Origin of the sequence: Burkholderia sp. AU33423, assembly GCF_002223135.1 — a bacterium.
Lineage (GTDB): Bacteria > Pseudomonadota > Gammaproteobacteria > Burkholderiales > Burkholderiaceae > Burkholderia > Burkholderia lata_D.
Genome location: NZ_NKFH01000007.1, coordinates 2813575 through 2829367, shown reverse-complemented (window position 1 = coordinate 2829367; position 15793 = coordinate 2813575). Strand labels below are relative to the sequence as shown.

General features: G+C 64.3%; 8 protein-coding genes. 5 read left to right on the top strand and 3 right to left on the bottom strand.

Annotated elements, in window-relative coordinates; all coding sequences use genetic code 11:
- Positions 1-45 precede the first annotated feature (45 nt).
- Both CFB50_RS31185 and CFB50_RS31180 read right to left on the bottom strand, forming a co-directional pair.
- Positions 46-1314, bottom strand: coding sequence for an NAD(P)/FAD-dependent oxidoreductase (locus tag CFB50_RS31185; protein ID WP_089448341.1), 1269 nt, complete (start codon positions 1312-1314; stop codon positions 46-48).
- Between the two features lie 157 nt (positions 1315-1471).
- Positions 1472-3052, bottom strand: a complete 1581-nt coding sequence (locus CFB50_RS31180) for an amino acid permease (RefSeq protein ID WP_089448340.1) — start codon at positions 3050-3052, stop codon at positions 1472-1474.
- A 594-nt stretch (positions 3053-3646) separates the two neighbouring features.
- Between CFB50_RS31180 and amaB the strand changes: the two genes are divergently transcribed.
- The gene (gene amaB / locus CFB50_RS31175; RefSeq protein WP_069252500.1) at positions 3647-5158 is read left to right on the top strand and encodes an L-piperidine-6-carboxylate dehydrogenase; all 1512 of its coding nucleotides are present in this window, start codon (positions 3647-3649) and stop codon (positions 5156-5158) included.
- A 105-nt stretch (positions 5159-5263) separates the two neighbouring features.
- Here the strand turns inward: amaB and CFB50_RS31170 are convergent, their stop codons facing one another.
- Positions 5264-7711, bottom strand: coding sequence for a DUF3772 domain-containing protein (locus tag CFB50_RS31170; protein ID WP_089448339.1), 2448 nt, complete (start codon positions 7709-7711; stop codon positions 5264-5266).
- A 468-nt stretch (positions 7712-8179) separates the two neighbouring features.
- On the opposite strand from CFB50_RS31170, the gene CFB50_RS31165 reads away from it, so the two are divergent.
- From CFB50_RS31165 to CFB50_RS31155, 4 genes are all read left to right on the top strand, one after another.
- Complete coding sequence (locus tag CFB50_RS31165; RefSeq protein ID WP_089448338.1) at positions 8180-12844, top strand: RHS repeat-associated core domain-containing protein; 4665 nt, start codon at positions 8180-8182, stop codon at positions 12842-12844.
- A 1-nt stretch (position 12845) separates the two neighbouring features.
- On the top strand, positions 12846-13424 hold the full coding sequence (locus tag CFB50_RS39130) for a hypothetical protein (protein ID WP_144020721.1): 579 nt from the start codon (positions 12846-12848) through the stop codon (positions 13422-13424).
- Between the two features lie 52 nt (positions 13425-13476).
- Positions 13477-14103 (top strand): hypothetical protein, encoded by a 627-nt coding sequence (locus CFB50_RS31160; protein WP_144020720.1) that lies wholly within the window; start codon positions 13477-13479, stop codon positions 14101-14103.
- 187 nt (positions 14104-14290) lie between these two features.
- Positions 14291-15718, top strand: a complete 1428-nt coding sequence (locus tag CFB50_RS31155; protein WP_089448336.1) for an MFS transporter — start codon at positions 14291-14293, stop codon at positions 15716-15718.
- Positions 15719-15793 lie beyond the last annotated feature (75 nt).

Sequence of the window (15793 nt, the reverse complement as noted above, 5' to 3'; positions counted from 1 at the left end):
TTCCGCTCTAATCGGCAGGGCGGTTTCAGCCGCCGTGGCCGCCGCTCAGCGGCGGCAGGACGCGAGCGCGTCGCGGGCCTGGTATGCCGTATACGTGAGCTGCGCGGCGGCGAGGCCCGCCAGCCCGAACGTGCGCGTAAGCCCGAACGCGTTGAAGCCTTCCGGCACCGGCCGGCCTTCGGCCAGCGTGGCCGCGAGCACTTCGCCGGCCACCGTGGTCGGCGCCATCCCGTGGCCGCCGAACGCGATCGCGTGCCATACGCCGTCCGCGTCGCGGCCGATCTGCGGCATCTTGTGCCGCGCATAGCTCATCAGCCCGCCCCACGCGTAATCGACCTTCACGCCCTCCAGTTGCGGATAGACGCGCAGCAGGTCGCGCCGCAGCAGGCGCGCGATCGCGTCGGGGCCGCGGTCGAGCACGGAGATCCGGCCACCCCACAGGATGCGCGTGTCCTTCAGCGGGCGGTAATAGTCGAACGCGAAACGCGTGTCGTAGATCGCGTACGGTGCGTCGATCGCGTCCGGCAGGCGTGCGCCGAGCGGTTCGGTCGCGATCACGTAGGTCGCGATCGGCAGCACCGCGCGCTCGATGCGCGGCGACACGCCGCGCGCGTAGCCGCCGCCGGCGAACACGACGTCCTTCGCGCGCACCGTGCCCTGCGCCGTGCGCACGACGTACCCGGCGCCTTCGCGCGCGATGCCGAGCGCGGCCGAGCGTTCGTACACGCGCGCGCCGCCGTGCGAGGCGGCCGCCGCGACGCCGAGCACGTACTTGAGCGGATGGAAGTGGAACGCGTTCGGCTCGAACAGGCCGCCGTAGTAGCGCTGCGTCTTCAGCCGATTGCGCAGCGCGTCCGTCGAAACGGGTTCCCAGTCGACGCCGAGCTCGTCCTTCATCAGCGTGCGCACGCTGTCGAGCCGGGAAGGATCGTCGAACCAGTTCGCGAGCATCACGCCCTGGTCGACGATGTCGCAGTCGATCCCGTAGCGTGCAATGCGCGCGCGGATCAGGTCGACCGCATCGACGGTGAGCCGGTACAGCCGGCGCCCTTCGTCGCGGCCGAGCGTGCGCAGCAGGTCGGCGTTGTCGAGGCTGTAACCGCCGAAGACGAAGCCGCCGTTGCGGCCCGATGCGCCGAAGCCTACCCGTTCGCTGTCGAGCACGACGACGTCATGCACGCCGCGCTCGACGAGGCCGAGCGCCGTGCACAGGCCGGCGAGGCCACCGCCGACGATGCAGACCTGCGTGTCGATCGTGCCGGTCAGTTGCGGGTAGGGCTGGCGGGTAACGGTGGCTTCGTAGAAGTTCTGCATGCGATTTCGTTGACTCTTGACGGCGGAAAAACAGGCGGCGCGCGTCAATCTTGCCTGAACGTGCGCGCCGCGTCGAATGGGGCGGTGTCGGGGCGCCGGCCGCCGTGTTCGCATGGCGGCCGGTGCGATCCGGGTTGATCCGGGCCGATCCGCGCGATCAGGCGCCCGGCGTCGGGTTGGCCGGACGGGCGACGTAGCCCGCGTAGCCGGCTTCAGCCTGCGGCGCGGGTTCGGGCGTCGCGTTGCGTTCGATCCAGGGAGCGATCTCCATGTCTTCGTAGCGCACGAGACGGCATTTGCGCACGATCGCGTAGCCGAGCCAGATCGCGAGGAAGAACGGCAGGCCGATGTAGGTCGCGGCGACGCCGACCCAGTCGATCTTGTCGGAGAGGAACGCCTGGTAATCCTGGCCGAGCGCGATCACCGCGCACAGCGCGAACGCGAACAGCGGACCGAACGGGAACCACTTCGACCGGTACGGCAGCTGGTCGAGCCGGTAGCCCTGCTTCAGGAAGCCCTTGCGGAAGCGGTAGTGGCTGACCGCGATGCCGAGCCACGTGATGAAGCCGGCCATGCCCGACGTGTTCAGCAGCCACAGGTACACGGTCTTGTCGCCATACAGCGACGTGAGGAAGCACAAGGCGCCGACGGCCGTCGTCGCATACAGCGCGTTGCGCGGCACGCCGCCGCGCGACAGCTTCGCGAAGATCTTCGGCGCACGGCCTTCGACCGCGAGGTTGTAGAGCATCCGCGTCGATGCATACATGCCCGAGTTGCCGGCCGACAGCACGGCCGTCAGGATCACCGCGTTCATCACGCCGGCGGCGAATGCGAGGCCCGCGTGGCGGAACACGAGCGTGAACGGGCTCACGCCGATGTCGGTCACGTCGCTCTTCAGCAGGCTCGGGTCGGTGTAGGGAATCAGCACGCCGATCACGAAGATCGCGAGCACGTAGAACAGCAGGATGCGCCAGAAGATCTGGCTCACCGCGCGGGGGATCGTCGTGCGCGGGTTTTCCGATTCGCCGGCCGCGACGCCGATCATTTCGGTGCCCTGGAACGAGAAGCCCGCGATCATCGCGACGCCGAGCATCGTCGCCCAGCCGCCGGCGAACGGCGCGTCGCCGATCGTGAAGTTGCTCCAGCCCGCGCTCGGGCCGCCCTGCATGATCCCGAAGATCATCAGCAGGCCGACGCCGACGAACGCGAGCACCGTCAGCACCTTGATCAGCGCGAACCAGTATTCGGCTTCGCCGAAGCCGCGCACCGACAGCGCGTTGAGCGCGAAGATCAGCGTGAGGAACAGCGCGCTCCACCAGACGCCCGGCACATGCGGGAACCAGTAGTTCATCACGAGCTGCCCGGCGACGAGCTCCACGGCCAATGTCACGGCCCAGCTGTACCAGTAGTTCCAGCCGAGTGCGAAGCCGAAGCCTTCGTCGACGAACTTCGCGCCGTAGGTTGCGAACGAGCCCGACACGGGCATGAACGCGGCCATTTCGCCGAGGCTCGTCATCAGGAAATAGACCATCAGGCCGATCACCATGTACGCGAGCATCGCGCCGCCGGGGCCGGCCTGCGAGATCGACGCGCCGGACGCGACGAACAGGCCCGTGCCGATCGAGCCGCCGATCGCGATCATCCGCAGATGGCGTGCCTGCAACGCACGGTGGAGGGACGGCTTCGCGGGCGGCGAGCCGGAAGGGCGGGGCGAATCGGGGCGGGCGTCTGAATGCATGGCGGGCGCTGGGCGCTGTCTCCGGGATTGTTTTTCGGTGACGAAGCGCGACGCGTTGCCGGCCGCGGGCCGGGCAGCGGTGATGCGGTGCTGAAACGGACCGGATGAACCGGGCCGCGATGCGTGTCGCCTTCGTCTGTCGTCCGGCAGCCGTGATGGCGGCCGGCGGCGCGCCGGGTGCGGTGCACCCCGACGTCGCCACGATTGTGTGTGCCCGGTGCGCGGGCGGCAAACGATATTTCCGAACAGGGTGATGCGGGATTGTCATCAACTTGCGCCGTGCCGCGATGCGTCCGATCGCCCCGCCACGGGCTTTGGAAACGTCCCATATCGGCGCCAATCCGCATCCGGCCGATCCGTCGAGGTATTGCGTTTTCGGAATGAAGTCGTGAGTTAATATCAATAGCGGGCCGACTTGTGGCCACCGACAATGTGTTTCATGGATCGTGCCCTGCGAGGCGGGGCCGCGCCGGACGGCGCACCGGGCCTGCCGCGCGGCGCATCCGCTTGCACAGGGCGCGCGAACGCGCTCCAATCGAATCACGCGGGCGGCGCTGCCGCCGCACCGATCAATCTGTCCCTGAAGAGGAAGTGATGCAATTCAACGACATTCTTGCCGCGCTCGACATCGATCTCGCCCAGTGGAAAGGCAATGCGCTGACCGCGCGTTCGCCGCTCGACGGCGCGACGCTCGCGACGCTGGCTGTCGACACGCCCGCCGACGCCGAGCGCAAGATCGACGCCGCGCACGACGCATTCCTCAAGTGGCGCACGGTGCCGGCGCCGGTGCGCGGCGAACTCGTGCGCGTGTTCGGCAACGTGCTGCGCGAGCACAAGGCCGAGCTCGGCCGCCTCGTCACGCTCGAAGCCGGCAAGATCACGTCGGAAGGCCTCGGCGAAGTGCAGGAAATGATCGACATCTGCGATTTCGCGGTCGGTCTGTCGCGCCAGCTTTACGGCCTCACGATCGCCTCGGAGCGCCCGGGCCACCGGATGATGGAAACGTGGCACCCGATCGGCGTGTGCGGCGTGATCTCGGCGTTCAACTTCCCGGTCGCCGTGTGGGCGTGGAATGCCGCGCTCGCATTCGTGTGCGGCGATTCGGTCGTGTGGAAGCCGTCCGAGAAGACGCCGCTGACCGCGATCGCATGCCACGTGCTGCTGCAGAAGGCGATCCGCGAATTCGAGAAGACCCACCCGGGCGTCGCGCCGGCGGAACTGAGCCAGCTGGTGCTCGGCATGCGCGATGTCGGCGAGGTGCTGACGGCGTCGAAGAAGGTGCCGGTCGTGAGCGCGACGGGCAGCGTGCGGATGGGCCAGGAAGTCGCGAAGGTGCTGAGCCAGCGTCTCGCGCGCGGCATCCTCGAACTCGGCGGCAACAACGGGATGATCGTTGCACCGAGCGCCGATCTGGATCTCGTGGTGCGCGCGGTCACGTTCGCGGCAGTCGGCACGGCCGGCCAGCGCTGCACGACGCTGCGCCGCCTGATCGTGCATCGCAGCCTGGTCGAGCAGCTGCTGCCGCGCATCGAGAAGGCCTACGCGTCGGTGAAGGTCGGCAACCCGCTTGAAGAAGGCACGCTGGTCGGTCCGCTGGTCGATCGCGCGTCGTTCGATGCGATGCAGAAGGCGCTGGGCGATGCACGCGAGCAGGGCGGCGAAGTGAAGGGCGGCGAGCGCGTCGACGTCGGTCACGCGGATGCGTACTACGTGCGTCCGGCCATCGTGCGGATGCCGAAGCAATCGGCGGTGGTCGAGCGCGAAACGTTCGCACCGATCCTGTACGTGATGGTCTACGACAACTTCGACGACGCGATCGAACTGCACAACGCGGTGCCGCAAGGCCTGTCGTCGGCGATCTTCACGAACGACATGCGCGAGGCCGAGCAGTTCATGTCGGCAGCGGGCAGCGACTGCGGGATCGTCAACGTGAACATCGGCACGAGCGGCGCGGAGATCGGCGGCGCGTTCGGCGGCGAGAAGGAAACGGGCGGCGGCCGCGAGTCGGGTTCGGATGCGTGGAAGGCCTACATGCGTCGCGCGACGAACACGATCAACTACAGCCGTCAGCTGCCGCTGGCGCAGGGCGTGAAGTTCGACGTTTGATGCGGGGCGCCCGGATGGGCGCTGCGCAGGCGTAGAAAGGGCCGGCTGCCGCGTTGCGGTGCCGGCCCTTCGTTCATCTGCGCGACGGCAAGCGCGCGAGCCGCGTCATGCGTCTCCCGCCGCCGGCATGTTCTGCACGACCAGCATCTGCGGGCTCGACAGCGTGATTTCTGCCGCGCGCAATTGCTTCAGGATCTCGAACAGCAGGTCGCTCTTCGTCGAACCGGCGATCCGCGGGCTCGACACGTAGCCGGTCACGCTCAGCGTGATGCCGTCCGGCGTGAGCTGGCTGAACGTGACCGACGGCGCCGGCTTCTCGAGAATCGCCGCATGCGAGCGATAGGCTTCGAGCAGCAGGTCGCGCACCTGCTCGGGATCGGTGTTCAGCGGGAACGTCAGCACCAGCGTCGCGACGCCCTGCGTGCTGTTGCCCATCGTCACGTTGCGCAGGTTCTGCGAGATCAACTGCGAGTTCGGCACGATCACGGTCGAGCGGTCGCTGAGCTGGATCTCGGTCGCGCGCACGTTGATGCGGCGGATGTCGCCTTCGACGCCCGCGATGCTGATCATGTCGCCCACCTTCACCGGGCGCTCGGTCAACAGGATCAGCCCCGACACGAAGTTCTTCACGATCTCCTGCAGGCCGAAACCGATACCCACCGACAACGCACTGACGATCCACGCGAGGTTGTTCCAGCGGACGCCGAGCAACCCGAGCGTCATCAGCACGAGCAGCACGTAGCCGACGTTGGTGAACAGCGTGATCAGCGACACGCGCATCCCGGTATCCATGCCGAGCGCGGGCATGAACTCGTTGTCGAGCCAGCGGCGCAGCGAGCGCAGCAGGTAGAAGCCGATCGCGAACCCGATCACGGCGTTCATGATCCGGTCGGGCATGATGTTCAGGTTCTGCAGCCGCTGGCTGCCGATCATCGCGACCGCGCTGTCGAGCAGGTCGCCCGGCGTCGTGCCGAAGCCGCCCGTCAGCAGCGCGATGGCCGCGATCAGCATCAGCAGGCTCGTGCCGAAGCCGGACAGGACCGTGCGGGCCTGGTCGAGGTGACGATCCTCGAGTGCGAACAGGTGCTTGATCTGCTGGCCCGTCGTCAGGCTCGACGAGAACAGGCTTTCGCTCGCGTCGCGCGTCAACTGGATCAGGATGTAGGTGGCGCCCAGCACGATCTCGAACCACACGAGCTCGTAAGTAATGAAGCGCGCGACCGTGATGTAGCCGATCAGGAGTGCGATCAGGGTCGCGACGATGGCCAGCGTGACGGCGGCATGGATCAGCCCGGCGAGCGTCGAGCGATGCTCGGGCGCTTCGCCGGCGGCCGCGAGCGCGCTGCGCGCGCGGTTCGAGCGCAGCAGCGACGCACCGACCGTCACCGCGACGACGAGCGACACGATCCCACGGCCGAACAGCGTGACCGACAGGCTGGTGTCGACGATCCGGTTGATCGATTCGAGCGTGCCGGACACCAGCAGCAGCGCGGCCAGGATGCCGGGGAACGGCTTCATCGCGAGCGCGACGGGATCGGCGAGCGCGGGCAGGCGCCACGACGGATGCTTCGTGCAGAGCAGCGCACGGCCGAGCCCGGCGATCAGGGCACAGGTCGTGGCGAGCTTCGCGAACTGGTCCCACAGATCGTTCAGCGCCGGCGTGAGGTCGTAATGGCGCGCGACGGCGAGGTAAAAGATCTGGACGGCGATGGCGGTTGCCAGCAGCGTCGCCAGCGCGGTCGACAACGCCAGTGCGCTGCGGCGCAAACGGGTGGCCGGCAAGCGGTTCACGCAGAACCACGCGAGCCCGCGCTCGATGAGCCGGCGGCCGCCCATCCATGCCGCGAACGCGGCGACCAGCAGCAGCACCGTGATCGCCTTTTGTCCGGGCACCCACGACGAGCGCAGCATGTCGAGCATTTCTTCGTCGAAATCCCCGAGGCGCTGGGTGTCGTCCGGCGAAAGATGGAACAGCGGCAGCCAGAACTGCGCGCTGAAAATGCCGCCCGAACGGAACGCGAGCTGGTTCTTCAGCAGGCCGCGATGCAGCTTCGCGAACTGCTCGTTCAGGTTCGTGAGGCTGGCCTTCTGGTCGGCGGCCTGCTTCAGCGCTGCATCGAGCTGCGTCTTGCGCGCGTTGAGCGTGGCCCGTTGCTTCGCGACGGCCGGCGTTTCCGGCGCGGCGCCTTCCGCAGGGGCGGGGCCGAGCACGTCGAGCTGCCCCTGGATCTGCGCACGCTGCGGCACGAGATCGCTCTGCAGCTTCTCGACATCGGTGCTCAGCTCCTGCGTCGAGTCGCTGAGCCCGTCCAGCTCCTTGCTGTTGGACGCGGTCGAGGTCTGCTGCTTGATGCGGTCCAGTTCGGCCTGCATCTGCTTGAGTTGTGCGACCGCGTCGTTCAGCGAGATGGCCGGGACGGGCGCGCCGACGCCGCTCGCGTTCGGGGCCGAGGCGGCCGTCGGAAACGCCGACGCGGTCGCGATCGCCGCAAACTGCAGCAGCGCGATCAGGGCGATCCGGAGAGCGTAGGTGGATAGTCGTTGTATGGACATGGAATGCTTACGATTTGCCGACAATTCAGGTCGCCGAAAGGCGCCCGGAAGCCGGTGGTTGGCCCGGTAGCATGTTACCGGGGTGTGGGGACGAGCGATGTCCGAATCTGCGGGGGCGGAATTGGGGCGCGGTGAGGGGGTGACGGGCCACGTCCGGCGGCTTGTGCCCCGGTTTACCGGGCTTGCGTTGATCGTGCCACGCAGGAAAGGTCGCGGTTCATGGTGCCCGGTGACGCTGATCGGCCAGATAGATGGTTACCGAATTTACATAACATTCGGGGCAAGGCCTGCCAACAAATAGGGTGCAATGGCCCGTTTCGGGTGTGGGCCCGAGAGCCGTGACCTTTCATTTTCCGGTCGTCCATTCGTCGGTACAATGCCGCGGGTCGCTGGCACGACGTCCACGAGATGAACCGGGGACGGCTGCCGCGGGCCGAAAAAACGAACAACGAGAAGAATCCTGAGAGCATGGCAGATCAAAAACTCCCGCCGGGCGCGGAATATGAGCAGGCCACCCCGTGGCTGACCGATGTGCATCCGGACGATGTCGTGGCGTCCGGCGAAGGCTTCAACGCGTGGCTGATCCGCGTGACGGACGGCTACGTGAACGTCGACCGGCTGGCGACGGTGGCCAGCATGATTCCGGTCCTCAACAACCTCATGGCGCTGGCCGACGCGCTGACCGACATCGTCTCGATCATCCGCAAGCGTGGCGGTGAACTGCTCGACTATCTCGGGCTGGCGATCAACCTGATCGGCGTGATTCCGTTCCCGCCGGTACTGGCGCCGATGCGCCTCACGGCACGGCCGCTGCTGGCGCTGATCCGTAACCAGCTTCTGATTCACAAGCGCGACATCGGGGCCGCGGTCGTGTCGATCGTCGTCACGCACGTGCAGGCGTCGTTTTCGACCGAGGTCGAGGACTTCCTGACGAAACTGCAGGCCGTGGTCAACGACCTGATCGACCACTGCGCGGCGAAAGCGCAGGAGATCTTCACGGGTCTGGCCGACGGCATCGACGCGGTGGTGGCGGGCAAGCTGTTCGATCCGACGAAGAACGAACGGGAAGCCGCCGAATACCGGCAGTTGATGAAGAAGAGCGGATGGCTCAGCACGGACCAGGTAAAGGGGGCGTGGGGTTATCTGTCCGAGTCCCTGGTGGCGAAGGGCAAGCGCAACGCCAACTCCGCCGGCAGCACGGCGGCCGGGCTTGTTCCCGAGAAGTACGTCGCGCCGATTCGCTCGATTGCGGCGTCGTTGCGCACGTTGGCGCCGGTGGTGGTCGCCAAGATCAACGAACTGAAGGGCAGCGACGAAGGCAAGCTGATGTGGCTGCTTCTGAAGCTGATCAATGCATTGCGGCACAAGCGTGAAGCGATGCGGACCGCATCGATCAAGTCGCAGGGCACGACGGAAGCAGAGGCCCGGCGGCCGCAGGTACCGATTGCAGCGGCGAGGAAGGAGGCCAAGGCGAAGGGCTCTGGCGTCAACCATTGCGAAGAGTGCGGTAAGGGCGTATCGATCGGTTCGATCAGCTATTCGTTCGGCGACGAGACGTTTTCCCATGCCGATTTTGAATTGCCGGGTGCGATGCCTGTCGTGTGGATGCGGGTCTATCGGTCCCGGCTGGCCGGATACGACGACGGCGAACTGGGCGCGCGCTGGCTGTCGCCGTACATGACGCGGATCGATGTTCGGGGCGGTAAGTGGATCTACAGCGACTCAACCGGCCGCAACATCGAATATCCGGCGCTCGCGGCAGGTGCTGTTCACGACGATCGCGTGGAAGGCGTCACGCTGAGCCGGCTCGACGACACGTGGGTGACTGTCGCGTACGGTCACGATTTGCTTCGTGTCTACGAGAAGCGCGGCGATTCATTCCGCCTCGCATTGCAGAAGGACCGCGCGGGAAATACGATCGCGCTCGATTACGACGACGCGAATCGCCTGGCGCGGCTCGTCAGCTCGGCCGGGCATACGCTCGCGTTTCGTCACGACAGTCACGGGCGTATCGCAACGATCGAGCAGATCGTCGACGCGAACACCCGCAGGACACTCGCGCAGTACCAATACGACGAGAACGGCGACCTGGTTCGGGCAACTGATCGTTACGGCAACGCACGCCAGTATGCATACCATCGCCACCTGATTACCCGCTACACGGATCGCACGGGCCGCGGCATGAACCTCGAGTGGGACGGGGCCGAGCGCGACGACAATACGAACGCACAGTGCGTGCGTGAATATGCCGATGACGGTAGTCACGACATTCGCCTGATGTGGCATCCGAACATCCGGTTGACGTATGTGACCGATGCGCTGGGCAACGTCACGCGGTACTACTACAACATCCGCGGGTACATGTACCGGATCGCGTATCCGGATGGCACCGAGGAGTGGATGCGGCGCGACCAGGACAACAACCTGGTGATGCACGTTCATCGCGACGGCGGCATCGAGGAGATGGACTACGACGCGCGCGGGAACATGACGAAGCACTATCGCGTCGACGGGGCGGTTGTCGCGATGGAGTACGACGACAAGGATCAGCTCGTTCGGCTCAAGGATCCCGAAGGGTACGTGTGGGAGCGTTCGTATGACGACGCGGGCAATCTCGTGGGGCAGAAGGATCCGCTCGGGCGTGAGACGAAGTACGCGTACAACGCGGCAGGGATGCCGATCAAGACGATCGATGCCAAGGGCGGTGCGACTTCGCTCGTCTATGACGACGCCGGGCAATTGCTGCAGTACACCGACTGCTCGGGCAAGGTGACGAAGTGGAAGTACGACGGCGACGGGAGACTCGCGCAGTCGATCGACGCCGCGGGCAATGCCACGGTCTACCACTATGGCAAGAATGGCGGGTTGAGCGAGATATCGTCGGCGGCAGGTACTGTTCGATTCACGCATGATGCGGAAGGCCGGTTGCTGTCCCAAACCGATCCGATGGAGCGCGTCACGCGTTTTTCGTACGACGTGGCGGGGCGTGTGGCAAGCCGCGTCGATGCGCTCGGCTATATGCTTTCATATCGCTATGATCGTCTCGGTCGCTTGACTGCATTGACCGATGCGAATCGCGCGACCTATCAGTTCCACTACGATCCTGCGGGGCGCTTGCTGGAAGAGATCGGTTTCGACGGCAAGCGGACGACATACGGATACGCCGAAGGCACGCTGCAGCCGGTGAAGATCGATGAGGCCGGGCAGGTGACGGAACTCGAGTTCGATCAGGCCGGCCGGATTACGCGCCGGATCTCGGGTGCCAGCGAGGAGCGGTTCGCGTACGACGCGAGCGGACGGCTCATCGAGGCGCGCAACAGTCATAGCCGGATGCAGGTGTTCTTCGATCCGGTTGGTAATCCGGTTCGCGAGCATCACGCTTACCGGTTGTTCGGCGAATCGCGCAGCTACGTTTGGCATCACGAATACGATGAAATCGGCACGCGGATCAAGACGGTTCGACCCGATGGGCATGTGCTGGACTGGCTGACCTATGGCTCTGGTCACGTACACGGGCTCGTGCTCGATGGCGAGGAGCGAATCCAGTTCGAGCGTGACGATCTGCACCGCGAAACGGGGCGGACGCTGTCGAGCAAGCTGGCGCAGCAGACGCAATACGATCCGGCCGGCCGGATTGCCCGGCAGGCGGTTCGGCGATCGAATGCGCCGGCTGCGCTGGCCGAGCGCCGGTATCGGTACGATGCCGTTGGACAACTCGAGCATATCGAGGACAGCCGGAAGGGGCTGATCAGTTATCGCTATGACCCGATCGGCCGCCTCATTGCGGCGATCGGGCCGCTCGGCGCGGAGCATTTTGCGTTCGACCCTGCGAGCAACATCGTTGATCCAGGCAGTCCCAAGCACGCGCGTACGCCGGGGCTGGCGAAAGCGAGCCCGGTGGTGCCGGACAGCGTGGACAGCACGTTGCCGCCCGAAGTGCCGAAGGTGCTTGGCAATCTGTTGAAGGAATACGCTGGCACGCACTTCGAATACGATGCGCGCGGGAATTTGATCGGGAAGCGTTCGCCGTCGGGTAGGCAGCAGTACGAGTGGGACGGATTCAACCGGTTGAGAGTCGCGCGTGTCGAGGAATCTGAGCGGCAGCATGAAGCGCGGTATTTCTATGATCCGTTTGGACGTCGGATTGGGAAGGATGTCGATGGTGTGCGGACGGTGTTCGGCTGGGATGGCGATCAGCTTGCTTATGAAAGCAGCGAGGGCGGCGCGACGCAGTATGTGTACGAGCCGGAATCGTTTGTGCCGCTTGCCCAATATGTAACGGCTCAGCCGGTTGCGGGGATTCAGACACCGGTGTGGCGGGAAGGCGAGGCATATGTGCCGGAGAATGATCCGCTGCAACGTGTGCCGGAACGGCAGTCGGGCGCGCATTTGTTTTACTACCACTGTGATCAGATCGGTACGCCGTTGCTGATGACGGACGAGGCCGGCGAGGTAGTGTGGGAGGCGGCGTATCGGGCCTGGGGCGAAGCGCGGGAGGTTATCGCGCGGGTGTCGCAGCGGGCAGGTATCGTGGCGAGGAACCCGATTCGGTTTCAGGGGCAGCAGGAGGATGCGGAGACGGGGCTGAGGTATAACCGGAATCGGTACTATGATCCGAACAGTGGGCGATTCATCAGCGCGGATCCGATCGGCCTCGCCGGTGGCATCAACGTCTATCAGTATGCCCCAGATCCTGTAGGTTGGATCGATCCGATGGGTCTTGCGAAGGTAGGACAACTCGGCACCTACGGGGATCTTAATGGGGGAGATAATGTTGGCGATGGCCTGCAGGCTCACGAACTTCTTCGCCATGAATATCTAGTGCAAAAGGGGCTGGCTAGTAAAAATTGCAGAGATGCGGATAATCCTTCAATTGCGCTTGATCTCGATAGGCATACCCGAGGTCCTGCTACTGATACTCGCAAGATAGGCGGTGCGCATTATCACGAAGGAAAAATTAGACAGGCTTACGGGCTAGGTAGAAACGAATTTCATGACGATATTAAGCGAGAGCTAGATATTACTCAGGGTGGTTTGAGAAAGGCTGGGATTTCGGCAAGCCAAGCGAGGCGGCTCAGGAAGCGGGCAGAAGCATTCCTGGCAAAAAAATGTCCATGTATATGTGAGGTTTGATATGAAAAGGCTACTAGCAGATGCGGAGTGCCATGACGCACTTGAGCCGAGAATCGGAGGGGGAGCGCTTATAGGTGGGCTTATAAATTGGCCGACGACGTCATCCGGAGAAGAGCTTCAATTAGTGGCCTCTCTGCCCGCCAAGTTCCTTGGGGTTGAGGGCGGTGCGGAGTATGTTTCAGTGTTTTCGTTTTACTCGAGGGATGACTATTTCTTGGATCGCATAACATATCATGGTGATCCCGAGGAAATGGAAATTATTAAGAGGGGCGGGGCGACTCAAGTTGTCTTTCATGAGAAAGGAGGGGAGGTTTTTGGAAGGGATGTCATACCGGCTAGAAGGTTAATTGTCGGGGATGATGTGGCGCAGCCGTATCAAGGTAGCGGAATTGGTGCGCCGCCTGGATTCCTCCAAAACGAAAACTTGGCGCTCGACAAGGGGCTTGAGTTTTCCTTGCAATTGTACTCGGGTGATTTTCCGGCGAACTGGACGGATATATTTGGATTAAGCGATGCGCTGGGTTACTTGTTTGTCGATAGAAAAAGATCCGAAGGATTATTTTTTGTGCAAGTTACGTGATGCCTATTTCTGAAAATCTGGCGGGCTAAATGGAAGCAAGGAATGATCAACCGTGAAGTATTACGTTCTGTCTCAAAGAGCGGATCCAGGATGCCCGATCGGCATGCTGAATGGTGCGCTGTACGACAAGTACCATCAGGACGCCACGAGTGTAGGCGTCGGGCACTTCCCCTGGTATGCAAACCCGTCGCGGGGGAAGGCGCACGAAAAATTTCCGGATGGCGTCGTCTTCATCACCAAAGACGACCGATACGATTTTGATGTCCGCGCAGACTTGGGTTTTCATTACCTGATGAGCGAAAGATTTGGTGCTGTCGTTTCTGAACTGAACGTGCCGATGGTGGACGTCGCACCGGTCAAGATTTTGTCTTTGGAAGGAACGCCCGCATCGGGAGACGGCTATTGTGTTGCGATCTTCCCGAGCTTTCGACCTGAAGAGGTGGATGGCGGCGAATCGAAGTTTGTAGACGGGAAATTTGGCGGAATCGCAAGAATAAAGAAACTGGTTGTATCCGACGATTTCGAATGCCCTATCTTCAAGCTGATCGGCATGGAGGGGAGCAGCAACGCGCTGATCTGCTCCGAGGAATTTCGCCACGAAGCCATCAGGCGTGGCATCAAGGGAGTCGAGTTTCTGGATGCAGAGACCGTCGATTGGCCGGCGGTGAAGCCGGTATGACGTTGTGCTCCGGTCGCCAGTGACGGTGGAACCGGCTTGATCAAGGCTGCTCCCGTGCGTTGCGGAGCGCGACCGCGCGTCAGATGACTGATGTGTTCCGCCGCTCGCCTCGCTAAAATGCGCGAAGCCGCTCGCCAACGCCCCTCTGGTAGCGCCAAGACAATCAAGAATCCGGAGACTTGCCACCATGGCATCCACCCAGCCCGACCCGCTCGCCGCAGCGGCCGCCACCCGCGTCGCGGCGATCGACCCCGGCTCCATCTCGGCCCGTCTCGACCGCCTGCCGCCCACCCGCACCGTCTGGAAACTCGTCGTCCTGCTGAGCCTCGGCTTCTTCTTCGAGCTCTACGACCTGCTCTATAGCGGCTACGTCGCCCCCGGCCTCGTGAAAAGCGGGATCCTGTCGGCGACGACGCACGGCCTGTTCGGCACCACGGGCGTCGCGAGCTTCATCGCCGCGCTGTTCTCCGGGCTCTTCATCGGCACGATCGCCTGCGGCTTCCTCGCCGACCGTTTCGGCCGCCGCGCGATCTTCACCTGGTCGCTGCTGTGGTACACGGCCGCCAACGTCGTGATGGCGTTCCAGGACACGGCCGCCGGGCTGAACTTCTGGCGCTTCGTCGTCGGTCTCGGCCTCGGCGTCGAGATGGTGACGATCGGCACGTACATCTCCGAGCTCGTCCCGAAGCAGATTCGCGGTCGCGCATTCGCGTGCGAGCAGGCGGTCGGGTTCGTCGCGGTGCCGGTGGTCGCGTTCCTCGCGTACCTGCTCGTGCCGCACGCCCCGTTCGGCCTCGACGGCTGGCGCTGGGTCGTGCTGATCGGCGCGCACGGCGCGCTGTTCGTGTGGTGGATTCGCCGCGAACTGCCGGAAAGCCCGCGCTGGCTCGCGCAGCAGGGCCGGGTCGAAGAAGCCGATCGCATCATGCGTGCGCTCGAGGCGAAGGTCGAAGCCGAATACGGCCGGCCGCTGCCGCCGCCCGCGCCTGCCGAGCCCGTGCCGCCGCGCGGCAGCTTCCGCGACATGTGGGTGCAGCCGTATCGCAGCCGCACGATCATGATGACGATCTTCAACGTGTTCCAGACGGTCGGCTTCTACGGCTTCGCGAACTGGGTGCCGACGCTGCTGATCAAGCAGGGCATCACGATCACGTCGAGCCTGATGTATTCAAGCGTGATCGCGCTCGCCGCGCCGATCGGCCCGCTGATCGGCCTCGTGATCGCCGACCGCTTTGAGCGCAAGTCGGTGATCGTCGCGATGGCGGCGGCGATCGTCGTCTGCGGGCTGCTGTTCAGCCAGACGACGGTCGGCGCATTCCTGATCGTGCTCGGCATCGGCCTCACGCTCGCCAGCAACATCATGTCGTACAGCTTCCACGCGTATCAGGCCGAGCTGTTCCCGACGTCGATCCGCGCACGGGCCGTCGGTTTCGTCTATTCGTGGAGCCGCTTCTCGGCGATCTTCTCGTCGTTCGTGATCGCGGCCGTGCTGAAGGGCTTCGGCACCTTCGGCGTGTTCGCGTTCATCGCGGGCGCGATGGTGATCGTGATGGCCGCGATCGGGTTCATGGGGCCGCGCACGAAGGGCATCGCGCTCGAAACTATCTCGAAGTAACCGGTGGTTGCGCACGCATGCCGCATGGTTCGTGCGGCGTGCGTGCGATGCGATGGCGATTGCATCGCACGCAGG

What these genes read in the sequence shown, in the direction of transcription:
- CFB50_RS31185 (WP_089448341.1), bottom strand. Translation starts at nt 1,314, where the DNA reads ATGCAGAACTTCTACGAAGCCACCGTTACCCGCCAGCCCTACCCGCAA.
- CFB50_RS31180 (WP_089448340.1), bottom strand. Translation starts at nt 3,052, where the DNA reads ATGCATTCAGACGCCCGCCCCGATTCGCCCCGCCCTTCCGGCTCGCCG.
- amaB (WP_069252500.1), top strand. Translation starts at nt 3,647, where the DNA reads ATGCAATTCAACGACATTCTTGCCGCGCTCGACATCGATCTCGCCCAG.
- CFB50_RS31170 (WP_089448339.1), bottom strand. Translation starts at nt 7,711, where the DNA reads ATGTCCATACAACGACTATCCACCTACGCTCTCCGGATCGCCCTGATC.
- CFB50_RS31165 (WP_089448338.1), top strand. Translation starts at nt 8,180, where the DNA reads ATGGCAGATCAAAAACTCCCGCCGGGCGCGGAATATGAGCAGGCCACC.
- CFB50_RS39130 (WP_144020721.1), top strand. Translation starts at nt 12,846, where the DNA reads ATGAAAAGGCTACTAGCAGATGCGGAGTGCCATGACGCACTTGAGCCG.
- CFB50_RS31155 (WP_089448336.1), top strand. Translation starts at nt 14,291, where the DNA reads ATGGCATCCACCCAGCCCGACCCGCTCGCCGCAGCGGCCGCCACCCGC.